Here is a 25,817-nt window from a genome sequence, read left to right on the forward strand (position 1 = left end):
TATACCTAAAAAACAGAAGCAATAAAAAAGAGCTGTCGAAACAGCTCTTTTTGTCCAATCAAAGCAGTTAAGCTTGTTGGATACCCGCAACAAGCCAATCTTGTTGTGAGCCAGCAGGCTTCACAAAATGCCAGATTTCAGCGAATGGTTGAGGCAAGCTGTTTAAGTCTTCGCTGACAGTACCTGTAAAGCGTACGCTAACAAGGTATTGACCATTTTCAGTCGTGCTTTCAACAACCATTGCATTGAGGTTACTGAATTCCGCAACGTCTTGGTCTTGGTTCGCCATAATGTCGCTATACATTGAATTATAAAGTTCAGGTGTCAAATAACGACGAATTTCTTCAACATTGCTTGCACTGTTTACCGACTGAATGTGATTAAAACGTTGACGTGCAATACGTAAGAATGCAGCAGGTTCTGTACCATCTGGTAATTGGTTACCACTACTCATTGATGCAGCACCAAATGGTGCTTGAGGTGCCGCAGCACCGCCACCTACAGATTGACCAAAGATATTGGTGTTATCAGTCGCTTGACGTGCAGCAGGCTGAGGTGGAGTTTGACGGCCAAAGTTATTTTGACCGCCATTGTTTGGAGCGTATGGATTATTGGCTGCTAATTTTTTTTTTGCGCCTAATTTGCGGAAAACAAAGAAGGCGATCGCAGCAGCAAGAAGTACCCAAAGCCAGCCAGGAATGCCACCTTTTTCTTCTTGTTGTTGCGCTTGTTGAGTTGCTTGTTGCTCAGTTGCAGTTGGGTTCTGTTGTTTATCATCTGCCAATGCATTTGCTGCAACAGCACCGACTGCAGCACCTGCGACACCCGCAGCAACCATTGTACCAACACCTGGACCAGATCTTTGTGGTGCAGTTTGTTGTTGAGGTGCTGGAGCTGCTTGACGTGATGGTTGGTAAGATTGGCTAGATGAACTAGATCTGCTCATGCCATGGCTTTTACCGCCACCTGCACGTTTTGCTTCCGCAAGTGGTGCAGCAACCAAAGTTGCCATTAAAAGAGCTGCCATCAAGCCGCGCTGGTGTACTTGCATCGAAAATTCCTATTTAAATCCAATTTGTAAATGTATTTATGAAGGTATTTCGATGTAATTTCAACTAGAAAAGTATGTTTTTTTATGTCAAGCGATTAGCCTAATTCATCACTCAACTGCATAGCCTCTGTCAGAGCCTCATGTAAACGTGCTACCGCAATGATTTGCACGCCTTCAATGGATTTCTGTGGTGCATTGCCTCGCGGTAGAATCACATACTTAAAGCCATGTTTTGCAGCTTCTTTTAGGCGTTCTTGACCATTGGGTACTGGGCGAATTTCACCTGAGAGTCCAACTTCACCGAAAACCGCTAATTGTTGTGGTAAGGCTTTACCTCTCAAACTGGATGCACAAGCAAGTAAAACGGCTAAGTCAGAACCTGTCTCGGTAATTTTTAAGCCACCCACCACATTGACATATACGTCTTGCCCTGAGGTTTGTACGCCACCATGACGATGCATAACAGCCAGTAGCATATTCAAACGGTTTTGTTCCAAACCGAGGGCTACACGACGGGGTTGACCATGAGCATCATCAACCAGTGCCTGTACTTCGACCAGTAGTGGGCGAGTTCCTTCGCGACTAATCATCACAATAGAACCCGGAATCGCTTCATCATAACGGCTCAGGAAAATTGCCGAAGGATTCGCGACTTCACGTAGACCTTTATCGGTCATGCCAAATACGCCAAGTTCATTGACTGCACCAAAACGGTTCTTGACGGCACGAATCATACGATAGCGAGAATCTGATTGACCTTCAAAATACAGTACACAATCAACCATATGTTCTAAAACACGTGGACCTGCCAGTGAGCCTTCTTTGGTGACGTGACCGACAATAAATAAGGCTGTACCACTATTCTTGGCGAAACGAGTCAGTAAGGCTGCGGATTCACGGATCTGTGAAACACCACCAGGCGCAGATTGTAAGGTTTCGGTATATAAGGTTTGGATCGAGTCGAGAATGGCCACCACTGGACGTTCCTGTGCCAGCACTTCACAAATTCGCTCGACACAGGTTTCTGCCATCACTTTGAGCGAATCCGTTGGGAGGTCTAAACGTTGGGCACGCAAAGCCACTTGTGATAAAGATTCTTCACCCGTGACATACAGTGCAGTACTTTTCTTACTGGCCATATGTGTTGCGGTTTGCAGCAAAATAGTCGATTTACCAATACCCGGATCACCGCCAATCAGCACCACTGAACCAATGACTAAACCGCCACCGAGCACACGATCGAATTCGCTAATCCCTGTTGGAACACGGGTTTCATTGGATACTGTGACTTGATTGAGCGTGGTAATACTGGCTGCTTGCCCCGTATAGCCACCTATTTTTGGTTGGCCACGATGGGGTACTGCTGGCTCAATTCGAACCTCAAGCAGACTATTCCATTCGCCGCATTCAGAACATTGCCCAGCCCATTTGGGATGATCTGCACCACATTGTTCACATCTGTAAACGGATTTAATTTTTGCCATAAGATAAAATTGAAAACTTTCTTAAAATTAGATAAAAAAGAATCAGGACGAAAATTTCTAACAATGCTGATCGTTCTTTATAAGGATAAAACAAGAAGACAGTACGGTTTCGTCACTGGTTGGTTAAAGGGAAGTGCTCAGGAAAATAACATGATATACAACTTATAGACAGTGTGTTTTCAGCATTCATTTTTTTGTTCAATTCACTTTTTCCATGGATGGTGTTGGTGTGTTCACTTATTTATTGTCATAAGATTTTGATCGAATGGCATAGATATTGCTCATGCTCAGACGAATGAAAATTTAGCAGTGACTATCTTTTCAAAATATATAATAAAGGTTGATGTCTATGAGTGCAGCAGAAATTGTAAATTGGGTCAACGGGATTATCTGGAGCCCAGCGCTGATCTATTTATGTCTAGGTGCTGGTTTATTTTTTTCTATTTTAACTCGGTTTGTACAGGTTCGCCAAATTAAGGAAATGGCGAAACTATTGATTAATGGTTCATCCTCCGCACAAGGAATTTCATCATTCCAAGCTTTATCCGTGTCCTTATCTGGACGTGTCGGTGTAGGTAATATCGCGGGTGTTGCGGCAGCGATTGGATTTGGTGGTCCTGGTGCAGTTTTTTGGATGTGGTTGGTGGCATTTCTGGGTGCGAGTACCGCTTACGTGGAGTCGACACTGGGTCAAATTTATAAGGTTGAGTATCAAGGGCAGTATCGTGGTGGTCCTGCATTCTATTTTGATCGAGGATTAGGGCAACGCTGGTTAGGAATTCTATTTGCAATTGCCGCAATTATTTCCTGTGGTTTATTTCTCCCAGGGATTCAAGCCAATGCTGTAGGGAATGCGTTTACACAGATCACAGGTCAGGGTGCTATCGTATTTGGTAATGTAGGTACTTATAAATTATTAGCCCTAATCGTAATTGTCTCTCTTTTGGCAATCATTATTTTTGGCGGCATTAAACGTATTGCTAGATTTGCAGAGTTTGTTGTGCCATTTATGGCGTTGGGTTACATCTTGATGGCTGTCATCATTGTGTGCATGAATATTCAAGAGTTACCTGGCGTGATCAAACTTATTTTTGATGATGCATTTTCTCCAATGGCAGGGATTGGTGCCGCCATTGGTTGGGGAGTAAAACGTGGTGTTTACTCTAATGAAGCAGGACAAGGTACGGGACCACATGCCGCAGCTGCCGCAGAAGTGCAACATCCTGCACAGCAAGGTTTTGTCCAAGCCTTCTCGATTTATGTCGATACTTTATTTGTATGTTCCGCTACGGCGTTTATGATTTTGATTACTGGCATGTATAACGTACAGGGTACCTTAGAAGCAGGGCAGTTTATCGTACAAAATGTTGCGTCTGGCACTGAAATAGGCTCACCTGCATTTACTCAAATGGCAGTTAGCACAGTGTTTGGTGGTTTTGGTCAGATCTTTGTTGCGCTAGCCGTATTCTTCTTTGCCTTTACCACGATTGTGGCCTATTACTATATTGCTGAAACCAATATTACCTATCTCAGCTATATCACTAAAACACCATCATTACTGTTCATCACCAAATGTTTCATTATGATTTCTGTGGCCTATGGCGTGCTTAGTGCAACAGGATATATTTGGGGCATTGGTGATATCGGTGTAGGGCTGATGGCATGGATTAATATTATCGGTATTATTGTGACCTATTTTATTTGGAAACCAACCATTAAAGCGCTGCGAGACTATGAAGAACAGCAAAAAGCTGGTGTAAAAGAGTTCATATTTGATCCAATTAAATTGGGTATTCGTAATGCGACTTTCTGGGAAGATCGTCTCAAAAACAAACAGAAACAATCATCTAATGATTGAATTATAAATTAATATTTTTATCGCTAGAAAAAGAAGTGGCGCTCGTTGTCACTTCTTTTTTTATAATTCCTTTTTATGGCGCCTGAGTTGTCCTTATAAGTTCATTGTATTGTTTTGACCTTGTGCGTATGATCGAATTCAATTGTATTTAACTTGAAGAATACAGGTAAAAATTACTTAGCTAAAGTGAGCCAAAATATAGATGGCGGAAAAAGATACCGAAAATGGTACGAAGCTTTATTGAGCGCTGACTTTGGTTAATGGACTAAAAACACTGGAGAGTTTTTGTAAAATGTCGAATCAAAATCTGAGTGAGGCTGCTGAACAAAGCGGACTTCACCGTAGTCTATCTAATCGACATCTGCAGTTGATTGCGATTGGCGGTGCAATCGGAACAGGGTTGTTCATGGGATCTGGTAAAACCATTAGTTTAGCCGGACCATCAATTCTATTTATTTACATGACCATTGGTTTGATGGTGTTCTTTGTAATGCGTGCATTAGGTGAACTCTTACTATCAAACTTAAACTATAAATCTTTTATCGATTTATCGACGGATTTAATTGGCCCTTGGGCTGGTTATTTTGTCGGATGGACCTACTGGCTGTGTTGGGTCACGATTGGTATCGCAGATTTATCCGCCATTATTTACTATCTGGAATTCTTTAATGGAGGCGAGTCATTTACACCATTAGGTGGTTTACTGATCAGTACAGTTGCAATCTTATTCGTACTTGGCTTGAACTTGGTCACTGTTAAATTATTCGGTGAAATGGAGTTCTGGTTTGCGATGGTTAAAATCACAGCGATTATTGTCTTAATCGCTGTTGGTCTATGGATGATCTTTACAGGATTTACCAGCACTACTGGTACAGTGGCAAGTGTATCTAACCTTTGGACACATGGTGGTATGTTCCCTAAAGGTTTAGATGGTTTCTTGGCGGGTTTCCAGATTGCAATTTTCGCCTTTGTCGGTGTGGAGTTGGTGGGTACAACTGCTGCTGAAACACAAGATCCGAAACGTAATCTACCGAAAGCAATTAACTCGATTCCAATTCGTATCATTATTTTCTATGTATTGGCATTGTTCGTGGTGATGTGTGTGACACCTTGGGATCAAATTAATCCTAAAGTCAGTCCATTCGTAAATATCTTCTCACAAGCGGGTATTGCTTCTGCGGCAATCATTATGAACTTGGTGGTGTTGTCGTCAGTAATGTCATCAATGAACAGTGGTGTATTCTCAACCAGTCGTATGTTGTTTGGCTTATCAGGAGATCAACAAGCACCAAAACTATTTGCGAAGCTTTCTAAATCTGCTGTACCTGCAAAAGCATTAATCTTCTCTTCTATCTGTATCTTCATTGGTGCATTTGTTCAGTTTGTTTATAAATTACAAACAGGAACCAATGATGAAGTGACGGCATTTACTTTAGCAACAACGCTATCAACGATTTTATTCATCTGTGTATGGATGATTATTATGTGGAGTTATATCAACTACCGTAGAAATCGTCCTGAATTGCATGCGCAATCAACGTTTAAATTGCCTGGTGGTGTGTTTACTTGTTGGGTGGTGATTATCTTCTTCCTTGCAACGATTTACTTCCTTGCATTGGATGAAACCACCTTAGAATCATTGAAGGTGAGTCCAATTTGGTTTGTTATCTTGGCAATTGGTTATTTCTTCTATAAGAAAAAGTAACGATTGCACCAAGATGCTCAGAACGTCGACCTTAAAGTCGGCGTTTTTTTATGGTTATTGTTTGATTCATTCAAGTTTAGACTTTAGCCAATCTGATGATCACGCTATACTGCTCCGAATTGTAAAAGTTAGGTGCACAGATGCTTAAAGTCATTTGTTCTATCAGTGTATTGCTGAGCAGCGTTATTTTAACTGCATGTGGTCAGTCAGGCGCATTGCAATTACCGTCTGATCAAAACCATGACAAACGCGCAAAATATCTGCTTTATAAAAATGAAGCGACACCATCTACAGTCAAAGCTGAAGAAGCTAAAGTAGAAGATAAGGCAATATCATCCTCGACTCAATCACAGACCATCTCACCTTAAGTTTGTAAATAAGGACATCTTCATGAGTTTCACTCGCATTAATGGAGTATTGCACGCTGAGCAATGTTCACTGGATCAGCTCGCGCAGCAATACGGCACGCCTTTATATGTTTATTCAAAAGCAACTTTTGAAAAGCATTATTTGGATATGCACCGTGCTTTTGATTTTATTGATCATCAAATCTGTTTTGCAGTGAAGTCGAACTCAAATTTAGCTGTTCTGAGTGTATTGGCAAAGGTGGGTGCAGGTTTTGATATCGTGACTGGTGGAGAGCTGGCACGTGTACTTGCAGCAGGTGGTGAACCTTCGAAAATCGTATTTTCTGGTTTAGGTAAATCTGAAGCAGATATTGAAAAAGCCTTAAATGTTGGGATTGCTTGTTTTAATGTCGAATCACATGCTGAATTAGATCGGATTCAAAAAGTTGCAGCAAAACTTGGTAAAAAAGCACCAATTTCGTTACGTGTAAACCCAGATGTAGATGCCAAAACCCATCCTTATATCTCAACAGGTTTAAAGGAAAACAAGTTCGGTATTCCAAGCGATACAGTCGATGAAACTTATCAATATGCTGCTTCATTACCAAATCTTGAGATTGTTGGTATTGACTGTCATATTGGTTCGCAGTTGACAGAAACCAAGCCTTTTGTCGATGCACTTGATCGTGTGATCTTGATGATTGAGCAGTTGAAAAGCTTGGGCATCAACCTCAAACATATTGATATTGGTGGTGGTTTGGGTGTTCGTTATAAAGATGAAACGCCGCCAAGTGTTGAGGAATATGCCAATTCGATGCGTCCAGCATTAGAAAAATTGGGTCTCAAAGTATATATGGAGCCGGGGCGTAGTATTTCTGCCAATGCAGGTGCATTATTGACCAAGGTTGATCTATTAAAACCGACCAATCATCGTAACTTCGCCATTATTGATGCGGCAATGAATGACTTAATTCGCCCTGCTTTATATGAAGCGTGGATGGATATTCAATCTGTTAATTCAAATACTGACGTTGAAGTGAAAACTTGGGATTTGGTCGGTGCCATTTGCGAAACTGGTGATTTCTTGGGTAAAGAACGTGATTTAGCGCTTCAAGAAAATGATGTATTGGCTGTGTTAGGTGCTGGTGCTTATGGTTTTGTAATGAGTTCTAACTACAATACCCGTGGTCGTGCTGCTGAAGTTATGGTCAGTGGTGATAAAGCCTATTTAATTCGTGAACGTGAAACCATAGAATCACTCTGGGAAAAAGAGCGTTTGTTGCCTGAGGAGTAAATTAAGATGTATTTAGAATTTACCAAAATGCATGGTTTGGGCAATGATTTTATGGTCGTTGACCTTGTGACCCAACGAGCTTATTTAGATACGGTCACGATTCAGCGTTTAGCGGATCGTCACTTTGGTGTCGGTTTTGATCAACTATTGATTGTTGAACCACCTGATTTACCAGATGTTGATTTCAAATATCGTATTTTTAATGCGGATGGTTCTGAAGTAGAGCAGTGCGGTAATGGTGTGCGTTGTTTTGCTCGTTTTGTACATGAGCGTCAATTGACCACCAAAACTAAAATTCGTGTGCAAACTAAAGCTGGGATTGTTGAGCCTGAGTTGGGTGCCAATGGTTGGGTACGTGTGAATATGGGACCACCGAAATTTCTTCCAGAAGAAATTCCATTTGTGACCCAAGAGCATGAAGATATTGAAGGTTTATATGCACTGGAACTTGCAGATAATCATAGCATTAATATTGATGTTGTGAATATGGGTAATCCGCATGCTGTGACCATCGTCCCTGATGTATTAACTGCTGATGTTGAGCGTATTGGTCCACAAGTGGAATCACATGCGCGTTTTCCTGCACGTGTGAATGCTGGATTTATGCAAATTCTGGATGAAAAGCATATTCGTTTACGTGTATTTGAGCGTGGTGTCGGTGAGACTTTGGCTTGTGGTACAGGTGCTTGTGCAGCAGCAGTCAGTGGTATGCGCCGTGGTTTGCTAGCAAATGAAGTTGAAGTTCAGCTTGCAGGTGGTAAGTTACATATCGCTTGGCGTGAAGGTGATGTGGTCTGGATGACAGGTCCAACCACGCATGTTTATGATGCCCGTTTGGATCTTAGATATTTTCAAGGCTGATGATCTAAGATTTAAAAAAAGCGCGTTTTAATCAACGCGCTTTTTTACTTATCTTTTACTCAATGCCAGTTTGAGTGCAAACAGAATAAAAATACTGCCTGTAATACGATCCATATATTTAATGAATTTTGGCTGCTTTAAATACCCTGAAATCGATTGCATCGCTGAGATCAGGAAGATTGACCAAATGAAGCCAATCACCACATGAATCATCACCAGTCCCATGGTCCACACAACTGGAGAAGAAGACTGTGGAATAAACTGGGGCAAGAAAGAAATATAAAAAATACCAACTTTTGGATTCAGTAAATTGCCCCAAAAGCCTTTAATAAACCAGTTTTGAGTCGTGGTAGAATCATTTAAAGCCGCGAGCTGGCTACGCGGTTTTAAAATAAGATTTAAGCCTAACCATGCTAAATAAATTGCACCTATCCATTTCAAGGCATTGAAGGCGAGATCGGAGGTCATTAACAATGCACCTAATCCACAGGCCACTATCACGCCCCATACAATACAGCCGAGATTAATCCCCAATGCTGCTTGGAATGCTTTGGTTTTACCTTCCAAGGTCGCAGTGCGAATAATCAGCGTAGTATCTAGACCGGGAGTAATGGTCAAGAGAGTGATTGCGATGAGATAGGGAATAAGCATTGTTGCCATGATGATAGCGCCACTCAAAACTTGAAATTTATTGTATTACACAAGCATCAATACTTCGATATTGGTTTAACGATAAATCGCAGTTAAAGTTTGTTAGACTGTAGCTGTTGGTATAGGCATAACACTGGAGAGCAACTTGGAAAGCCCTGAAAAACTGCTGTCCATGTGGTTAAAAGAACGAACGATTCAAAATCAATCTGAACATACGATTGCCGCTTATCAACGCGATTTAACCGATTTTTTTAAGTTTTGTGAATATAAACAATTACAACTCCAAGATATTGAAGCATCAGATTTGAGAGAGTATCTGGCTAGTCGGGTTGAACGAGATCAACTGAGTAGTAGTAGCTTGCAGCGTCATTTAACCTCGATTCGCCAATTTATGAAGTGGGCGGAACAAGGACAATATCTGGAGCAGAATCCATCCGAAGATTTTAGATTAAAGCGTCAGCCACGGCCATTACCGGGGATGATTGATATTGAAACAGTGCATCAGATCTTAGATCAAGCAGCGCCAGAAAAGCCGATCGAACAACAATTATGGTTACGTGATAAAGCCATGCTCGAATTGCTTTATTCCAGTGGTTTACGTTTGGCTGAATTACAAGGACTGAGTGTTAAAGATGTAGACTTTAACCGACAACTTTTACGTATTACGGGTAAGGGCAATAAAACGCGTATTGTTCCTTTTGGCTTGAAGGCCAAAGACAGTTTGGTTGAATGGTTAAAAATCTATCGAATTTGGCAAGGTGGCTTTAATGCGGATTCATCAGTTTTTATCTCACAACGTGGTAATGCTTTAACACCGCGTCAAATTGAAAATCGAGTCAAATTGCAAGCACAGCGTGCAGGTGTAAATGTAGATTTACATCCACATTTATTAAGGCATTGTTTTGCCAGTCATATGTTATCTGCCAGTGGCGATTTGCGTTCTGTGCAGGAGATGTTGGGGCACAGTAATTTGTCGACCACTCAAATTTATACCCATGTTGACTTTGAACAACTGGCTAAAGTGTATGATCAAACTCACCCAAGAGCGCAAAAAAACTAAATTTTGATATATTATGTTGCAAAATTGAGCATTTAATCATCGATGACTTTTCCACTTTATTTATGAGATTTGTTGAATTGATGTTCTTACTTAATTGACGCATTTTTTTGAAAGTGAAAAGACATGTAAATTTATCAGAAACGATCCGTTACAGATCGTACTCATTTAAATCAAAAGGGCTGTTTTAGATCGTTGAATTTTATAAAATATTAAAAAAATCAAAGTTTAATATTCATCGCATTGATTAACTAAATTTGTTGCATCAATAACTATTTTCAATATGTGAACTGAGCGTTTCATCTTTTTTATGGCTGTAGCGGAAATTGTGACTTGACCGAAATGCCAAATACATTGCAAGATAGGGCACCTAAAAAGTTTCAATCGAAGAGTTAGAATGCTCTTCATTACATTTACTTGCTTAGAACAGCCGAGGATTACATGAAGGCTCTTGTCGCTGTAAAACGTGTGGTTGATGCCAACGTTAAAGTTCGTGTTAAGCCGGACAATAGTGGGGTTGACCTTACCAACGTTAAGATGTCAATCAACCCATTCTGTGAAATCGCAGTGGAAGAAGCGGTTCGCTTAAAAGAAAAAGGAACAGTTTCTGAAATCGTTGTTGTTTCAGTGGGTTCTAAAGACGCTCAAGAACAAATTCGTTCTGCAATGGCTTTAGGTGCTGACCGCGGTATTTTAGTTGAAACTGCTGATGAAGTTGGCGCTCTAGAAGTTGCTAAAATCTTGAAAGGCGTTGTTGATGCTGAGAAACCAGAACTTATTCTTCTTGGTAAACAAGCAATTGATGACGACTCTAACCAAGTAGGTCAAATGCTTGGTGCTTTACTTGGTGCTGGTCAAGGTACTTTCGCATCTGAAGTTAAAGTTGATGGCGGTAAAGTTCAAGTAACTCGTGAAGTTGACGGTGGTTTACAAACTGTTGAGCTTGCACTTCCTGCAATTATCACAACTGACTTACGTTTGAATGAGCCACGTTATGCTGCTCTTCCAAACATCATGAAAGCGCGTAAAAAACCGCTTGATACTAAGTCACCTGCTGATTATGGCGTTGCAACTGGTACTAAACTTAAAACAGTTAAAGTTGAAGCTCCTGCTGAACGTAAAGCTGGCGTACAAGTGAAGTCTGTAGACGAGCTTGTTGAAAAATTGAAAAACGAAGCGAAAGTGATCTAATACAGAAGGATAAAATCATGAGTATTTTAGTTATCGCTGATCACAACAACCAGACACTTAACGGTGCAACTTTAAACGTTGTTGCGGCAGCTCAAAAAATCGGTGGTGATATTACTGTATTAGTTGCTGGTTCTGGTGCTCAAGCAGTTGCTGACGCTGCTGCTAAAGTTGCTGGTGTAAGCAAAGTATTACTTGCTGACAATGCTGCTTATGCAAACCAATTGGCTGAAAACGTTGCTGGCTTAGTTGCTGACATCGCGAAAGGCGGATACAAATACGTATTAGCTGCATCTACAACTACTGGTAAGAACGTTCTTCCACGTGTTGCTGCGCTTCTTGACGTAAGCATGATCTCAGACATCATCGCTGTTGAATCTGCAAATACTTTCAAACGCCCAATCTATGCGGGTAATGCGATCGCAACTGTACAATCTGATGAAGCAATCATCGTTGGTACAGTTCGTGGTACAGCGTTTGATGCGGTTGCTGCTGAAGGCGGTTCTGCTACAGTTGAAGCTGTTGCTGAAGCGAAAGATGCTGGTATTTCTAAGTTTGTAAGTGAAGAAATCGTGAAACTTGATCGTCCAGAGTTAACTGCTGCACGTATCGTTGTTTCTGGTGGTCGCGGTGTAGGTTCTGGTGAAAACTATCACAAAGTACTTGACCCATTAGCTGACAAGCTAGGTGCTGCTCAAGGTGCTTCACGTGCTGCAGTAGATGCTGGCTTCGTACCAAACGATTTCCAAGTTGGTCAAACAGGTAAAATCGTTGCGCCAGATCTTTATATGGCGATTGGTATCTCTGGTGCGATTCAGCACTTGGCAGGTATGAAAGATTCTAAAGTTATTGTTGCAATCAACAAAGACGAAGAAGCGCCAATCAACAGTGTTGCTGACTACTGGTTAGTTGGTGATTTGAACACTGTAGTACCTGAATTGGTATCTAAACTTTAATTCGCTCTGAATAAAAGTTGAAGAACGCTCCGAAAGGAGCGTTTTTTTTATTGGGAGGATTTTAAAACAGGGAAGCAAAAGGATGTAACAACTAGACCATGTGTTAACTGCATAATTAATAAATGATATTTGTAGTAAGGTGAGGAAATTTCACATTTCCACGTTGGAAATTTGATACTCCAGTCATTATTCATAAAGGTAAGATTATCAGTCAGTTTCCATGAAATATATTCAATACCATATTGGAATATTTCTTCTAAATTTTCAGTTGATTGCAAGGTGTGTAATGTATTGGTGAGTTGTTTGGCAATATAGAGGTTAATTTCTGTTGATTCAAAGACTTCAAGATCCCATTGCAGTTCATTTTTGTGTAAATGAGTGATGTGCTCTGCTGAAAGATCAGAATGTATATTATTGTAGAAATAATCTAAGTGATATGGGATAAGTACTTGTTTTAAGATGTCTATGTCGATTTTTCTATGTTTGTTTTTTATGGGGAAAATATTCTGAGAAAATACATTTGAAAATGGTGCGTTGCAGAGCATACGACCAATTCCAAATAGCATATTATGATTTTCTTGATTGTAGTATTTAAACATGCGTTTTGAGATGCGGTAGCGATAATCTTGATTTGGTTTTGACATATTTTCAGAAATAAATTTTTGCTTAATAATTTTCCGCAAATTCTATATAAATAAAGAAAATACGACAATCTATTTGTATCAAAAACTCCCAGTCTGCGAGCATTTTATGCTATAATTTTTCGCTGTATTTTTTATTTTTAGTTCAAGCTCTTGAGCTAAAATTTTGCAAGATTGAAGACATAAAAACAGGTACAACTCTCTACCTGTAAACAAGGAGTATGCATGAGCGTATCGGAAATCAGACCGATTGCCATTGAGGACGAACTCAAGCATTCATATCTAGATTACGCGATGAGCGTAATTGTATCTCGTGCATTGCCAGATGTTAGAGACGGTCTAAAACCTGTTCATCGTCGCGTATTATATGCGATGCACGAATTGGGCAATGATTATAACAAAGCGTACAAAAAGTCTGCTCGTGTTGTCGGTGACGTGATCGGTAAATATCACCCTCATGGTGACAGTGCAGTATACGAAACTATTGTTCGTATGGCGCAGGACTTCAGCTTGCGTTACATGTTGGTTGATGGTCAGGGTAACTTCGGTTCGGTCGATGGGGATAGCGCGGCAGCAATGCGTTATACCGAAGTTCGTATGCAGAAACTAACCCATGAAATCTTGGCTGATCTAGAAAAAGATACGGTCGATTGGGAAGATAACTACGACGGTTCTGAACGTATTCCTCAGGTGATGCCAACGCGTATTCCAAATCTTTTGATTAATGGTACGACAGGTATTGCGGTGGGTATGGCGACCAATATGGCGCCACACAACATGACTGAGGTGGTCAATGCATGTTTGGCTTATGCCTATAACCCGAATATTTCTATTGAAGGTTTGATGGAGCATATTACAGGCCCAGATTTCCCTACAGGCGGTATTATTTACGGTAAATCAGGCATTGTTGATGCTTACCGTACAGGTAAAGGCCGTTTACATATTCGTGGTAAGTATCACTTTGAAGAAGACCAAAAAACTGGCCGTACTACGATTGTTTTTACTGAAATTCCTTATCAAGTCAACAAAGCAAAAACCATTGAGCGTATTGCTGAGTTAGTCAAAGAAAAGAAACTTGAAGGCATTTCTGAGCTTCGTGACGAATCTGATAAAGATGGTATGCGTATTGCCATCGATTTGAAGCGTGGTGAAAATGCTGAAGTTGCGGTGAATAATTTATTCTTGCATACGCAATTGCAAAATTCGTTCAGCATCAACATGGTCTGCCTAGACAATGGTCAGCCAAAGTTGATGAACCTGAAAGATATTATTGCAGCATTTATTCGTCATCGCCAAGAAGTAGTTACGCGCCGTACCATGTACGAATTGCGTAAAGCACGCGAGCGTGGTCATATCTTAGAAGGTTTGACGGTTGCATTAGCCAATATTGATGCAATTATTGAAACCATCAAAACTTCTGCTAACCCAGCTGAAGCGCGTGAGCGTTTACAAGCAGGTGAATGGGCAGGTGGTGGTGTCGTCGCTTTATTGGAAAAAGCGGGCGCGATTTCTGTTCGTCCAGATGAGATCGAAGGCGAAGACCCAGCGCGTCCATTTGGTTTGTCTGGTGATGTCTATCGTTTGTCACCAACTCAAGTTGGCGCGATCTTAGAATTACGTCTACACCGTTTAACGGGCTTAGAGCAAGACAAGTTACACGCTGAATATACTGAAATTTTGGGTCAAATTGCTGAATTAACTGCAATTCTAAATGACTTCAATTTGTTGATGAATGTGATTCGTGAAGAACTTGCGTTGATTTTGCAGCAATATGGTGATGGTCGCCGTACTGAAATTGTAGAGTCTGGTGTTGATTTCTGCCGTGAAGATTTGATTCCTGAAGAACAGGTTGTATTGACTGTTTCGCAAACAGGTTATGCAAAAACTCAACCACTTTCTGACTATCAAGCGCAACGTCGTGGTGGTCGTGGTAAGTCTGCAACAGCAATGAAAGATGATGACATCATCCAGCATTTAATTGTGGCATCAAACCATGCAACGGTACTGTGCTTTACCAATGTCGGTAAAGTCTATCGCTTGAGAGTGTTTGAAGTGCCGCAAGCTTCACGTGGTGCAAAAGGTCGTCCAATTATCAATTTGCTTCCACTAGATGCGAATGAAACTGTAACTGCAATCTTGCCATTGACGGAATTCCCTGAGAATCACTATGTGTTTATGGCAACGGCATCGGGTACGGTAAAACGTGTTGAACTTGCACAATTTAGTAATGTGCGTTCAAACGGTTTACGTGCGATTGAGCTAAACGAAGAAGATACCTTGATTGGTGTTGCAATTACCGATGGTAATCAGCAGATCATGTTGTTCTCGAACGAAGGTAAGGCAATCCGTTTTGCTGAAACTGATGTCCGTGCGATGGGTCGTACTGCGAAAGGCGTACGCGGTATGCGCGTAAGCTTCGCAAGCAATACCATTGAAGCTGATGATGCTGACGTTGAAAATGATGATTCTGAAGATAATGATGATTCCTCGGATTCAAATGTGCTTAGCCGTATTGTTTCACTGGTGGTTGTACCTGAAACTGGCGAAGTGCTTTGTGCATGTGCGAATGGTTATGGTAAGCGTACACCGGTTGATGACTTCCCGACCAAGAAACGTGGTGGTAAGGGTGTGATTGCGATCAAGACCAGCGAACGTAATGGTGAGCTTGTGGGTGCGGTATCGATTGATGAAACCAAAGAACTCATGTTGATTTCTGATGGTGGTACATTGGTCCGTACCCGTGCTGCGGAAGTTGCAACTACAGGTCGTAATGCGCAAGGTGTCCGTTTGATTCGTTTAAGTGATGCTGAAACCTTAGTCGGTGTTGTTTCGATTGAAGCTGTAGAAGATGACGAAGAGTTGTTAGATTCGACAGAAGAAGTAGAAAATACTGAAGCCGAAGCAATCACTTCTGAAGAAGTGGCTGCTGAGCCGAAAGATGATACACCTGAAGCGTAAATACTCTGATCGTAAAAAAGGAAGCTAATTAGCTTCCTTTTTTATTGGTCTCATCATGACCAAGCGATAATAAGAAATTGCCAATAATATTGCAGCGACTGTCGCAAGATAAATTAGCTTCGGTACAACAATTGATGTTGGTACACCCATCTGATTGAGTTGAACAAACATTTGTACACCATGGGTGGAAGGTAATGTCCATGCAAAGTATTGCATCCAATGCGGCATGGCCTCATGTGGCCATGCGGTACCTGTCAGTAAGAACAAAGGCACAGAAGTCACTACAATCAAATGACCAACCCGCTCTGGCATATCAACCAGTGAACCCACCAACATACCCAAGCCAATCACGCAACTGACATAGATCGGCACGGCAAGCAGCATGCCCCAAAAATTGCCACCATGGGGATATTCATATAGCCAGAAGGTAAAGCCAAATAGATACAGGCAGCCTAAACAACCTGTGGTAAAGATGGCTGCAAAAGTGGCCCAGAACTCTACGGGTTTTGCTACCCAGCCTTGTTCACGGTAACTGGCAATGAGCATCGCCAAGCCGAGCAGAATAGTCTGATGAATAATCAAACTGGCCACAGCAGGGAAGATGTAGCTGCCATAACCAGACATCGTGTTAAACAATGGAATTTGATGGATCGAAAGTTCTGGCTCAAACGCAGAGGCACTGCCAAACTTTTCGAGATGCTCTTTCAGGGTGTATTCAATAGAGCCAGCTAAACCAACACCCACCTCTTTGGTTCGGATGAAATAGGCGGTGCTCAAATACAGCCCAATGCCGCCCATTTCACCGCGTTTTAAGCTATTGGTCAGGTTTTCAGGAAGTAGCAAGATACCTTCAGCTTGCTGGTTTTTCACCATGCGCTGTGCTTCAAGAAAGTTATCTGTCACGGTGGTGATTTTGATGTGAGGACTATTGGATGCTTGGCTAATGATTTTTGAGGTCAAAATGCTCTGCTCTTCATCCACAATCACAATCGGAATATCTTCAGCGGTTTGTGCTTTATAGGCAGTTGGATAGAAAAAGCTATAGAGCAAGATCGCGGCAATGAGTGTGGTAAACACCGAGCTATTGGCAAAAATGTTTTTAAAGGTCTGTAGGTAATAGCCGAAAAATGCTTTCATGAGCATAGCTCCTGAGTATTTTTCTTTAACAGACGTACGCTCAAAGTAAAGAATAAACCTGCAAAGATCAACAATATCCCAAATGGAACCAGTGAAACATACAGATCACTGCCAATAATCCATTGCTCAGTTTGTAGTTTGGCATAAGGCGTGTAGGGAATAATCATTGACCAGAATTGAGTAAATGCGGGTGCATTATTCAAAGGCAGGGTAATCCCAGAAAAGCTTGGTGATGATCCACCGTAGAGTGCAATAAAACCAAAGGTTTTGGGTAAATTCTGTGTTGCCAAAACCACAGTGCTGCTAATCACGGCATAGGCAAAATACAGCAAAAACTGTGCAACAAGGATCAGTGTAAGTGAACCTGCGATAAAGTAACCACGAATATATGCGAGCCAGAACATCCAGCACCAAGTCCAGGCGCAGAAAATAAAGACATAGAGCAGGATTTTACCCAACAGGCTGGAAATTATTTGTTTTGATTGGACCCATGCACCAACAGTCTTGCGTTTAAATTCTTGACCGATGGCAAAAGCCACACAGCAACACAGTAATAAATGTAAGACTGCTGGCACCATAAAAGGTTCTAGAAACAGTTCATAACTCATGCTTGGATTATATAGGGTTGAGATCTTGATATGCGGTGTTGGCATATCTAAATAGGGAATGGTATTGGCTAAATAGCTTTGCCCCATATAATCGGCCATTCCATTTAAGGTACTAATCAACATGGCAGAAGAAATGGTATTACCGATACTAAAAAAAGACTGGTTATAGGCAATACTGATCTGTGCATCTTGGGCTTTGACCAGGCGTTGCTCAGCCCCCTCAGGGATCATTACGAACCCCCAAGCATCGGTTTTATTGATGAGTCGTTCGGCTTCATCTTGGCTGGCAGTAATAGTTTTTACTTTTAAGGTATGATTGATGCTGAGCGCATGAATCACTTTACGGCTCATCTCACTTTGATCTTGGTCAATCACGACAATGGGTAAATGTTCCGCTTTACCAGCGGAAAACATACTGCCAAATAGCAAAATTACCAACAAAGGGGCAATGACCGCCATAAACAAATCCACTTTATGGCGTTTTAAATAGCGCAATTCCCGCAGCATCACTGCAAACATCGCTTATTTTGCCTCTTCAATTTTAAACAACACACTCATGCCAACTTTTAAATCTGGAATGCTTTGTTCTGGTACAAGGTGAAATTTGAAACTACGAATATCATAACCGCCTGTTTGACGCGTAGTTTTAATTGTCGCAAAGTCACCTTCAGCATCAATATTTTTGACTTTGAAAGTTTCTTTACGGTTCAGTGCAGGGATAAACCCTTCAATCGTTTTCATTTTATAAACAGAGCTATACATGTCTTCGCGGACATTTAAGCTGACCCACAAATCATGGTCTTCGATAATACTGACCACAGGAACAGCTGTTGCAACCAGTTCGGTCGGTTTGCCATAGGTCTTAGATACTGTTCCATCTGTTGGTGAATAGAGTTTAGTTTCTTCAGTTAAGGCATTGGCTTCTTTCACTGCAGCTTGCGCCATAGCAACTTGTGCATCGGCAGTTGATTTTTGCTGTTCAGTACTACCTCGTTTGGCACGCGCATATTGTTGGTACGATGCCTCTGCTGTTTCACGTGCAGAGGTTTGTGCTGCCAGCATTTCATCACGACGTTGGCGAGAAATCACGCCTTGTTGAAATAAGGTTTCACCACGCTTGTAGGTTGTTGCTGCTAATTCAGCTTGGGTTTTCATTGCTTGCCAATTGGCATAGAGCGTATCGATATTTTCTTGTTGTGCACCACGATACACGGTCGAATGAAAAGCGGTTGCACTTTGTAAAGCGGCTTGTGCCTGTTCTTTTTTAGCCTCTAACTCAGGACTGACAAAACGAACTAAGGCCTGACCTTTTTTAACAGGCTGACCTTCAGATACATAAAACTCTTCAATACGGCTCGGTACTTTGGTGCTGATATGTACGGTTTCTGACTCAACCCGACCTTGTAATTCAATGGCTTGCGGCTGATAGGCTTTCCATAAACCAAAGGCAATCAGACCTAAAAGCAAAATTAAAATAATTAAGCCGATGATTTTTGCCTTACCTTTTTTTGCGGGCTCTGTAGGAGGCAATTGTTGATTTGAGGTCTCAGGTCTCGGTTGTTCTACTTTTTCTGCAGAGGTCACTTGTGCTTGAGGTGATTCAGAAGCTTGGGTCTCAGTTTTATTGTCCACTTGATCTGTATCGCGTTCTGAATTGGATGATGATTGATCTTGGCTCATAAATTTCTCCAATTAACGGATATAGTCTGTACGTGGTTGATTAACATAAAGCTTGAACTCATCAATCGAACCATAGCTTTGTAATAAGGTGGCTAAAGATAAGATGTATTTATATGAATTTATCGCCATCTCACTTCTTAATGCACTGAATGCATTTTGTGCATCAATCACTTGAGTCGCTGTGCCCATACCTTCTTTAAATGAAAGCTGTTGGATGCGTAAGTTTTCTTGTGCGGCTTTGGTGTTTTGGGTCAGCAGTTGGTGGCTAGTCTGAGACGCGTTTAATTCGCTATATGATTTGTAAAGCACATTTTCGACTTCTTGCTTGGTGCGTTCGGTCATGAGCTCAGCAGCGTATTTTTTCAGTTCGGCAGCACGGATATTTTTGTTGTTATCAATACCTGAGAATAAATTGTATTTCGCCATCACGCCGACAATCCAATTCTCTTTATTGTCCAACCCATATTCACCAAAGGCAAAAACACTTGGTTTCTTCGCAGATTGTTGAACTTTGACATTTTCATTGGCAAGTTGGGTATCCATTTGCAGCTTTTTAATCAAACTGGAGTTTTGATCATAATTTGCAAGTAGTTTATCCAAAGAATGATTTTGTGCATTATTCACAAATAGTGGGGTGGTGAGGTTTAAGCCTTCTTTAGTCTGTAATAGGTTTTTTAGACTAAACTGGCTCGCTTGCAGATTCGACTGAGCATTTTGATAGGTGCGTTCTGCATTATTGCGCGCCACTTCAAATTGCATCCGTTGGCCTTTATTAATAAAACCTTGCTTCTCTAATTTAAGTGCATTGTTATAGTGTTCTTGCATTGCATTTAAATTAAACAGGCTGGCATTGAGTAACTGTTGTTGTAATTGCACATTAAAATAGGATTGGATCATTTCAAAGCGTTGCGAATCTTGTTGTTGTTTTTCGCTGATATTTGAGCGTTGTGCTTGAATTGTTGCAATCTGTTTAGCACTGTTAATTTTACCGCCAGTATAGAGTGGCATTACCATTGAAATTGAAGTGCGCACATCATGGTCTTTCACCGTGACATCCAGATTATTGGGAACCTGATTTAAACCTTCTTGTACAGTTTGATCAAAACCTTGGCTGACTTGATCAATGACTTCTGTAGGAAGCACATTGCCCCATTGCGACAATTTATCATCAAAGCCCCGCGTGAGAGAGTTTTCAAGTCGGCGTTTACTCGATTCCAAAGGTACGCTGGTTTCACTATGAAATGAGTAAGCACGAGCATTTAAGTCGATACGTGGTAAACCTAAATGCTTCATGGCTTCCATTTCAAGCTGTGAGGCTTGTTGTAAAGCTTGTTGTGCTTGTGTCCCGTAAGCATTTTCCACAACATATTGTTCAGCTTGGCTATAACTTAATGTCTGTGCAGATAGTACCGTTGAAAATAGAGCACAGCTAATTAAGCTTATGCTCAAGCTTAACTTTTTAGGAAACCGTTTGACCTGAAAAATCGGTCGATCATGTCGTCTCAACATTAGGGTAGGTCGCAATTTAATAATATCCTGAGTTAGTCTAAATTCTTTTTATAAAATTAAAATAATATGTTTTTAATTAAATAGTTATATCTCTAGGATTGGTGTAGTGAAATTGTAAAAAGTAGAGTTTTTAATCTAATTAAAACTGGTGAAATTCGGGTTGATTAAATCAGAAAATAGACCTTTGCATTGACGCTTAAAATAAATGTAATGACAAAGGCATGATGGAAAAATTAGTACTATTTTCTCAATCAAATTGAAATATTTACTGGATAAGCTGCTGCAAGCTTCGCCAATCTATGGTTAAATTCCCATTCCAATTTGTTCCACTTTAACAAGGGAAAACTCATGCGTGCTTATAATTTCTGCGCTGGTCCTGCTGCATTACCTACTGCCGTTTTAGAAAAAGCTCAACAAGAATTGTTGAATTGGCAAGGCAAAGGTCTGTCGATCATGGAAATGAGTCATCGTAGCAATGACTATGTTGCTGTGGCAGAGAAGGCTGAAGCTGATTTACGTAAGCTCATGAACATTCCTGAGAACTATAAAGTCTTATTTTTACAAGGTGGTGCATCGCTACAATTTTCAGCGATCCCCCTGAATTTATTGGGTAAAAATAACAAGGCCGATTATATCGATACAGGTATTTGGTCTGAGAAAGCGCTAAAAGAAGCAAAGCGCTATGGCGACATCAATGTGGTTAAAGCAGGTACTTTAATTGATGGTAAGCATGGCATCACAGCACAAAGTACTTGGAACCTTTCTAATGATGCAGCTTATGTGCATTATGCTGATAATGAAACTATTGGTGGGTTGCAATTTGCGAGCATTCCAGAAGTGGATGCACCTTTAGTCTGTGATTATTCATCTAGTATCCTGTCTGCACCTTTAGATGTCAGCAAGTTTGGTCTGATCTATGCGGGTGCGCAAAAGAATATTGGCCCAGCAGGTTTAACCATTGTCATTATTCGTGATGATTTGTTGGATCAAGCGAAACCTGAAATTCCAAGCATCTTAAAATATGCAGATCAGGCTAAAAATGGATCAATGGTGAATACTCCTGCGACTTATGCGTGGTATTTATCTGGTCTGGTATTTGAGTGGTTGCTTGAGCAGGGTGGGGTAGATGCGATCTATAAAGTGAATCAAGAGAAAGCAAAACTGCTTTATGGTTATATTGATTCAAGCGATTTTTATAACAACCCAATTGCCATTCCAAACCGTTCAATGATGAACGTTCCATTCACTTTGGCAGATGAAGCGCTTGAAAAAACCTTCTTAAAAGAAGCAGAGCAAAACCATTTGTTAAACTTAGCAGGTCATCGCTCAGTTGGTGGTATGCGTGCAAGTATTTACAATGCTGTACCATTGGAAGGGGTTCAAGCATTGGTGAGCTTTATGGATGAGTTTGCGAAACGTCATGGTTAAGCAATAGAGTGTTGCTAATAATAAAAGCCCTCAACATTGAGGGCTTTTATTTGCGAATAGGGTAGTGGTCAAAAAGTTTAAAAAAAGCCAATTCGATGAAACATGAGTGCTGCTAAAAACATACCAAGTAAAAAAAAGCAAAAAGCACCAACATCAAGTTTAAGACCTTGATCACTCGAATGAATCAGACTGGTGGTCGTTTGTTCTGGTATAATTTTCATTAGAACGCCTAAAAATGCCATTTATGTGATTTTTTGTCACTTAAGTGCAGTTTTAGCATAAATATTCGCCTGAATCCATAGGTTACCGCGAATATATTGACCAATGTTAAAGTTTTTATACAATTCATTTTTAGTTGCAATACGAATCAGGATTGCAGGCAAATCATCTTCTAATACCAGCGTCACATCATAAAGGGTATATTCGTCCTGCATAAACTGCATTGACGTTTTACCTACGATATTACCTTGGAACCAAGCTTCATCTTCTTGGCCTAATGTCTCACCAAATAAGTAAGCCACCATTTTAGAAAAGTCGACTGTAACAGGTTCTTGATCTTCTGGAGTTTTTGGCTGCCAGTCATTAATCAATTCTTGTAAATTATCTGGGGCAACACCATTATGTTCTGTCAAAATTGCATTTAATGCACGGTGGTGTTTTATTGAAGCGGGATCATCAACAATGATTTTTTCATCGGCCGAAACAGTTTCTAATTCATATGCCCAAGCATTAAATTGAACTTGATAGGTGTGATTTTTGTCATATTGGCAACTATTTACGCTGAATAAATTATCGAAGGCATAAATAATGGTATTTTTATTTAAATTTAAACGTAATACTGCTTGAGTCGAAGAATCACAGGTAATAATTCGCTCGATTTGCGCATCATATTTATAAGGGCTTTCAAAACTTGGAAATGCAGTTTTTAATGCGCGTGGTTTTTGATCTTCAACCGCAATAATTTGATTAATCGAAACAGCTTCGCCACTCGGACCTTGAATCAACCAGAATGATTGATCCATTTCATGTTCATCCTGACAAAGACCCATCGGCATTACTGGTGCATCAAGAGCCAATCCTAACCATTTGGGAACATCCGTTTCGGGAGTATCTGTCAATAAGTTCCAATGCTCGACATGATTACCGAAATTTTGATCTTGAATTTTAATGATTTCTGGACTGTTTTGATTTTTCATAAAGCGTAATGCTAAAAAGATTGAACTTACCCTATTAAATCGAGGGTAACTGGTATTTTTCAAGTCTGAATCTGTAATTCTCTACAAATTAATTTATTTTTTAGCGTGTAATATCAATATGCTGTTCGGACAAGATAAAAAGAAACAACTGCTCTGATTGCATGAAGGATCTTCATTCTACTTTTACCGTAATCTGTTACACTATATTTTTCTTTTCATGAGCTTTTGCTAACGTGCTGCCATTTAAATTGTGGGTGGATGCTGATGCTTTGCCTAAAATTTTACGTGATGTGATTCTGCGAGCATCTGATCGTTATCAACTCGAAGTTACTTTTGTTGCCAATCAGAATGTTGGTATTACACCGTCAATGAGGATTAACTCCATTCAAGTGATGAGTGGGGCCGATCAAGCTGATCAAGAAATTGTTGACCGTATGCAAGAGAATGATATTGTCATTACACAAGATATTCCTCTTGCAGCACAAGTGATTGAAAAAGGTGGTATTGCGATTCATCCGCGTGGTGAGATCTATACCACTGCAAATGTGAAAGCGCGTCTGCATTTGCGAGATTTTATGGATACTTTACGTGGTGCAGGTGTGCAAACTGGCGGACCTCCTCCGATCTCAGAACGAGACAAGCGAGAGTTTTCAAGTTCACTCGATCAGACCATTTTAAAACAGAAACGTAAAACAGCTTCTTGAGTTTAGTATGCCATCTCGCATTAACTTAATGTTCACTTATGGATTATTGGTATTCATATGGGCAACCACGCCTTTAGCCATTGTGTGGAGTGTTTCTGATTTACATCCCATGTGGGCACTGTTGATTCGTTTCTTTATTGCCTTACCTTTGGCTGCCACAGTTTTGTTGCTGTTAAAAGTAAAATTCCCAACCCATAAAATTGCATTATTAAGTTACGCTGCAGGCTCATTAAGTCTAATCGGTTCACAAATCTTTACTTATGCGGCAACTGCTTATCTTAGTTCTGGATTGATTGCGTTAATGTTTGGTTTGGCGCCTATTATGGCTGGCCTAATTGGTAGATTTGGCTTCCAGCAAAAACTGGCTGGTTTACAGTGGTTAGGTATGGCGACATCGATTGTCGGATTAGCGATGATCTGCCTCAGTGGTAGTCAGAAACACGTACAACCGTTGGGTATTGTTTTAATGCTGATCAGTGTTTTTTCATACTCTCTATCAATTTTTCTGGTGAAAAAGATTAATGCTGATTTACCTGTTATGGCACAAGCGACAGGTTCAATTTTAGTTTCAACGATATTGGCAAGTATGTTGTTACCTTGGATTTGGCAATATGCACCCACTCATATCCCATCTGCTAAATCACTATTGGCTTTAACCTATACTATTGTTATGGCGTCGCTGATCGCCATGTTTTGCTACTTTAAATTGGTTCAAAATCTCAAGGCAACCACATTATCATTAACAACGGTTATGACACCGATGCTGGCGATCTTGATTGGGGCATACCTGAATCATGAACAATTGTCTGCTCAGGTATTTATTGGTGCAAGTATTATTTTATTTGGCTTACTACTTTATTTCTTTAGAGATTTAAGAGCATATCGCCGTTTAAAAATATAATGAAAGTCTGTGAATTAAGTACTTTCTGTTTGTTGGCTTTGTTGAACGCTAGCTGCTAATTTGGCTCGATCTTGTGGGTTCAAGGTAATGAAATAGGCGCCAATACGGAACTTGCCTTGTTCATCTGCCGTACTATGTGCCACTTGCGCTGTGGCCGCGATATGGAAGAAATTCTCTGGGTGGCTCAGGGTAATATGGATATAAGTGCCTTCAATAATATCTTGTGAACTATAAAAGCTTAAACCATTTTCCGAAAAATTCACTTGTTCTGGAACGGGTAACAAAGATTGCACGATATTGTCGTAAAAAGAGCCCGTAATCAGATTCAATTTCTGGTTAAAAAGGGATAAGATGCGAGCAATTTGTTGATCTTTTTCATTTAATTGTTCTAATTCGTAGCGAAACGCGTGATCAAATTGATCTAATTCTGCAAGTAGTAGAAAATAGCGCGGTAATACGAAATGAGAGTCATAAGGATCATTCAGCGCAACATCATCTGGAATGATTTGATAGTTGATTCTCAACACGGCATCAATACGAGACATCACTCGACGTTCAGTGTTGTCGTCAACAAGATGATGTTGTGAATTTTCCATAATAAAT

Annotated in this window: 23 protein-coding genes; 12 read left to right on the forward strand and 11 right to left on the reverse strand. The window is 40.6% G+C overall.

The features are described 5' to 3' along the window. Positions 1–67: 67 nt before the first annotated feature. Positions 68–1,051 (reverse strand): Tim44 domain-containing protein, encoded by a 984-nt coding sequence (locus NDN11_RS05795; RefSeq protein WP_251111055.1) that lies wholly within the window; start codon positions 1,049–1,051, stop codon positions 68–70. Positions 1,052–1,146: 95 nt separating this feature from the next. After that, on the reverse strand, positions 1,147–2,535 hold the full coding sequence (radA, locus tag NDN11_RS05800) for a DNA repair protein RadA (RefSeq protein ID WP_251111056.1): 1,389 nt from the start codon (positions 2,533–2,535) through the stop codon (positions 1,147–1,149). A 349-nt stretch (positions 2,536–2,884) separates the two neighbouring features. Here radA and NDN11_RS05805 point away from each other — a divergent pair, with 349 nt between their 5' ends. The 5 genes from NDN11_RS05805 (at position 2,885) to dapF (ending at position 8,600) form a co-directional block, all read left to right on the forward strand. After that, positions 2,885–4,393: an alanine/glycine:cation symporter family protein gene (locus NDN11_RS05805; RefSeq protein WP_251111057.1), complete on the forward strand. Its 1,509-nt coding sequence runs from the start codon at positions 2,885–2,887 to the stop codon at positions 4,391–4,393. A gap of 292 nt (positions 4,394–4,685) precedes the next feature. Next, entirely contained in the window at positions 4,686–6,098 is a 1,413-nt protein-coding gene (locus NDN11_RS05810) for an amino acid permease (protein ID WP_167248199.1), read from the forward strand. A 140-nt stretch (positions 6,099–6,238) separates the two neighbouring features. Next, a complete protein-coding gene (gene lptM / locus NDN11_RS05815; protein WP_167248200.1) occupies positions 6,239–6,466 on the forward strand; it encodes an LPS translocon maturation chaperone LptM in 228 nt (75 codons plus the stop codon). Between the two features lie 22 nt (positions 6,467–6,488). Beyond that, the gene (gene lysA, locus NDN11_RS05820) at positions 6,489–7,739 is read left to right on the forward strand and encodes a diaminopimelate decarboxylase (RefSeq protein ID WP_251111058.1); all 1,251 of its coding nucleotides are present in this window, start codon (positions 6,489–6,491) and stop codon (positions 7,737–7,739) included. 6 nt (positions 7,740–7,745) lie between these two features. Further along, a complete protein-coding gene (dapF, locus tag NDN11_RS05825) occupies positions 7,746–8,600 on the forward strand; it encodes a diaminopimelate epimerase (RefSeq protein WP_251111059.1) in 855 nt (284 codons plus the stop codon). Positions 8,601–8,648: 48 nt separating this feature from the next. Here the strand turns inward: dapF and NDN11_RS05830 are convergent, their stop codons facing one another. Further along, complete coding sequence (locus NDN11_RS05830; RefSeq protein ID WP_167248203.1) at positions 8,649–9,260, reverse strand: LysE family translocator; 612 nt, start codon at positions 9,258–9,260, stop codon at positions 8,649–8,651. Positions 9,261–9,423: 163 nt separating this feature from the next. Here NDN11_RS05830 and xerA point away from each other — a divergent pair, with 163 nt between their 5' ends. The 3 genes from xerA to NDN11_RS05845 all read left to right on the forward strand — a co-directional run bounded on the left by xerA (position 9,424) and on the right by NDN11_RS05845 (position 12,452). Beyond that, positions 9,424–10,311, forward strand: a complete 888-nt coding sequence (gene xerA, locus NDN11_RS05835; RefSeq protein ID WP_251111496.1) for a site-specific tyrosine recombinase/integron integrase — start codon at positions 9,424–9,426, stop codon at positions 10,309–10,311. A gap of 438 nt (positions 10,312–10,749) precedes the next feature. Beyond that, entirely contained in the window at positions 10,750–11,499 is a 750-nt protein-coding gene (locus tag NDN11_RS05840; RefSeq protein WP_167248204.1) for an electron transfer flavoprotein subunit beta/FixA family protein, read from the forward strand. Positions 11,500–11,516: 17 nt separating this feature from the next. Continuing rightward, positions 11,517–12,452 (forward strand): FAD-binding protein, encoded by a 936-nt coding sequence (locus tag NDN11_RS05845; RefSeq protein ID WP_251111060.1) that lies wholly within the window; start codon positions 11,517–11,519, stop codon positions 12,450–12,452. A gap of 47 nt (positions 12,453–12,499) precedes the next feature. On the opposite strand, the gene NDN11_RS05850 is transcribed toward NDN11_RS05845, so the two are convergent. After that, positions 12,500–13,096 carry a hypothetical protein gene (locus NDN11_RS05850; RefSeq protein WP_251111061.1) on the reverse strand — a complete coding sequence of 199 codons (597 nt, stop codon included), beginning with the start codon at positions 13,094–13,096 and terminating at the stop codon, positions 12,500–12,502. 222 nt (positions 13,097–13,318) lie between these two features. Between NDN11_RS05850 and gyrA the strand changes: the two genes are divergently transcribed. Next, positions 13,319–16,051, forward strand: coding sequence for a DNA gyrase subunit A (gyrA, locus tag NDN11_RS05855; RefSeq protein ID WP_251111062.1), 2,733 nt, complete (start codon positions 13,319–13,321; stop codon positions 16,049–16,051). A 24-nt stretch (positions 16,052–16,075) separates the two neighbouring features. Here the strand turns inward: gyrA and NDN11_RS05860 are convergent, their stop codons facing one another. Genes NDN11_RS05860 through NDN11_RS05875 form a run of 4 tightly spaced genes read right to left on the reverse strand, consistent with a single transcriptional unit; the run spans position 16,076 to position 20,985 of the window. Then, complete coding sequence (locus NDN11_RS05860; RefSeq protein WP_251111063.1) at positions 16,076–17,188, reverse strand: ABC transporter permease; 1,113 nt, start codon at positions 17,186–17,188, stop codon at positions 16,076–16,078. Next, a complete protein-coding gene (locus NDN11_RS05865) occupies positions 17,185–18,315 on the reverse strand; it encodes an ABC transporter permease (RefSeq protein WP_251111064.1) in 1,131 nt (376 codons plus the stop codon). Before NDN11_RS05865 ends, NDN11_RS05860 begins: the two co-directional genes overlap by 4 nt. 3 nt (positions 18,316–18,318) lie before the next feature. After that, positions 18,319–19,476, reverse strand: a complete 1,158-nt coding sequence (locus NDN11_RS05870; protein ID WP_251111065.1) for an HlyD family secretion protein — start codon at positions 19,474–19,476, stop codon at positions 18,319–18,321. A gap of 12 nt (positions 19,477–19,488) precedes the next feature. Further along, entirely contained in the window at positions 19,489–20,985 is a 1,497-nt protein-coding gene (locus NDN11_RS05875; protein WP_251111066.1) for a TolC family protein, read from the reverse strand. Positions 20,986–21,333: 348 nt separating this feature from the next. Here NDN11_RS05875 and serC point away from each other — a divergent pair, with 348 nt between their 5' ends. Then, entirely contained in the window at positions 21,334–22,413 is a 1,080-nt protein-coding gene (gene serC / locus NDN11_RS05880; RefSeq protein ID WP_167248213.1) for a 3-phosphoserine/phosphohydroxythreonine transaminase, read from the forward strand. 77 nt (positions 22,414–22,490) lie between these two features. On the opposite strand, the gene NDN11_RS05885 is transcribed toward serC, so the two are convergent. Both NDN11_RS05885 and NDN11_RS05890 read right to left on the reverse strand, forming a co-directional pair. Continuing rightward, a complete protein-coding gene (locus tag NDN11_RS05885) occupies positions 22,491–22,634 on the reverse strand; it encodes a hypothetical protein (RefSeq protein WP_004654651.1) in 144 nt (47 codons plus the stop codon). Positions 22,635–22,670: 36 nt separating this feature from the next. Then, positions 22,671–23,609, reverse strand: coding sequence for a hypothetical protein (locus NDN11_RS05890; protein ID WP_167248214.1), 939 nt, complete (start codon positions 23,607–23,609; stop codon positions 22,671–22,673). Between the two features lie 233 nt (positions 23,610–23,842). Between NDN11_RS05890 and NDN11_RS05895 the strand changes: the two genes are divergently transcribed. Both NDN11_RS05895 and NDN11_RS05900 read left to right on the forward strand, forming a co-directional pair. Beyond that, entirely contained in the window at positions 23,843–24,313 is a 471-nt protein-coding gene (locus NDN11_RS05895; RefSeq protein WP_167248215.1) for a YaiI/YqxD family protein, read from the forward strand. A 7-nt stretch (positions 24,314–24,320) separates the two neighbouring features. Next, entirely contained in the window at positions 24,321–25,214 is an 894-nt protein-coding gene (locus tag NDN11_RS05900; protein ID WP_251111067.1) for a DMT family transporter, read from the forward strand. 14 nt (positions 25,215–25,228) lie between these two features. On the opposite strand, the gene NDN11_RS05905 is transcribed toward NDN11_RS05900, so the two are convergent. Continuing rightward, entirely contained in the window at positions 25,229–25,810 is a 582-nt protein-coding gene (locus tag NDN11_RS05905; protein WP_167248217.1) for a PilZ domain-containing protein, read from the reverse strand. Positions 25,811–25,817: the final 7 nt, after the last annotated feature.

This window comes from Acinetobacter sp. C26M (genome assembly GCF_023702675.1).
GTDB lineage: Bacteria > Pseudomonadota > Gammaproteobacteria > Pseudomonadales > Moraxellaceae > Acinetobacter.

Coding starts and splice junctions, on each gene's coding strand:
- NDN11_RS05795 (WP_251111055.1), bottom strand. CDS start 1,051: ATGCAAGTACACCAGCGCGGCTTGATGGCAGCTCTTTTAATGGCAACT.
- radA (WP_251111056.1), bottom strand. CDS start 2,535: ATGGCAAAAATTAAATCCGTTTACAGATGTGAACAATGTGGTGCAGAT.
- NDN11_RS05805 (WP_251111057.1), top strand. CDS start 2,885: ATGAGTGCAGCAGAAATTGTAAATTGGGTCAACGGGATTATCTGGAGC.
- NDN11_RS05810 (WP_167248199.1), top strand. CDS start 4,686: ATGTCGAATCAAAATCTGAGTGAGGCTGCTGAACAAAGCGGACTTCAC.
- lptM (WP_167248200.1), top strand. CDS start 6,239: ATGCTTAAAGTCATTTGTTCTATCAGTGTATTGCTGAGCAGCGTTATT.
- lysA (WP_251111058.1), top strand. CDS start 6,489: ATGAGTTTCACTCGCATTAATGGAGTATTGCACGCTGAGCAATGTTCA.
- dapF (WP_251111059.1), top strand. CDS start 7,746: ATGTATTTAGAATTTACCAAAATGCATGGTTTGGGCAATGATTTTATG.
- NDN11_RS05830 (WP_167248203.1), bottom strand. CDS start 9,260: ATGGCAACAATGCTTATTCCCTATCTCATCGCAATCACTCTCTTGACC.
- xerA (WP_251111496.1), top strand. CDS start 9,424: ATGTGGTTAAAAGAACGAACGATTCAAAATCAATCTGAACATACGATT.
- NDN11_RS05840 (WP_167248204.1), top strand. CDS start 10,750: ATGAAGGCTCTTGTCGCTGTAAAACGTGTGGTTGATGCCAACGTTAAA.
- NDN11_RS05845 (WP_251111060.1), top strand. CDS start 11,517: ATGAGTATTTTAGTTATCGCTGATCACAACAACCAGACACTTAACGGT.
- NDN11_RS05850 (WP_251111061.1), bottom strand. CDS start 13,096: ATGTCAAAACCAAATCAAGATTATCGCTACCGCATCTCAAAACGCATG.
- gyrA (WP_251111062.1), top strand. CDS start 13,319: ATGAGCGTATCGGAAATCAGACCGATTGCCATTGAGGACGAACTCAAG.
- NDN11_RS05860 (WP_251111063.1), bottom strand. CDS start 17,188: ATGAAAGCATTTTTCGGCTATTACCTACAGACCTTTAAAAACATTTTT.
- NDN11_RS05865 (WP_251111064.1), bottom strand. CDS start 18,315: ATGTTTGCAGTGATGCTGCGGGAATTGCGCTATTTAAAACGCCATAAA.
- NDN11_RS05870 (WP_251111065.1), bottom strand. CDS start 19,476: ATGAGCCAAGATCAATCATCATCCAATTCAGAACGCGATACAGATCAA.
- NDN11_RS05875 (WP_251111066.1), bottom strand. CDS start 20,985: ATGTTGAGACGACATGATCGACCGATTTTTCAGGTCAAACGGTTTCCT.
- serC (WP_167248213.1), top strand. CDS start 21,334: ATGCGTGCTTATAATTTCTGCGCTGGTCCTGCTGCATTACCTACTGCC.
- NDN11_RS05885 (WP_004654651.1), bottom strand. CDS start 22,634: ATGAAAATTATACCAGAACAAACGACCACCAGTCTGATTCATTCGAGT.
- NDN11_RS05890 (WP_167248214.1), bottom strand. CDS start 23,609: ATGAAAAATCAAAACAGTCCAGAAATCATTAAAATTCAAGATCAAAAT.
- NDN11_RS05900 (WP_251111067.1), top strand. CDS start 24,321: ATGCCATCTCGCATTAACTTAATGTTCACTTATGGATTATTGGTATTC.
- NDN11_RS05905 (WP_167248217.1), bottom strand. CDS start 25,810: ATGGAAAATTCACAACATCATCTTGTTGACGACAACACTGAACGTCGA.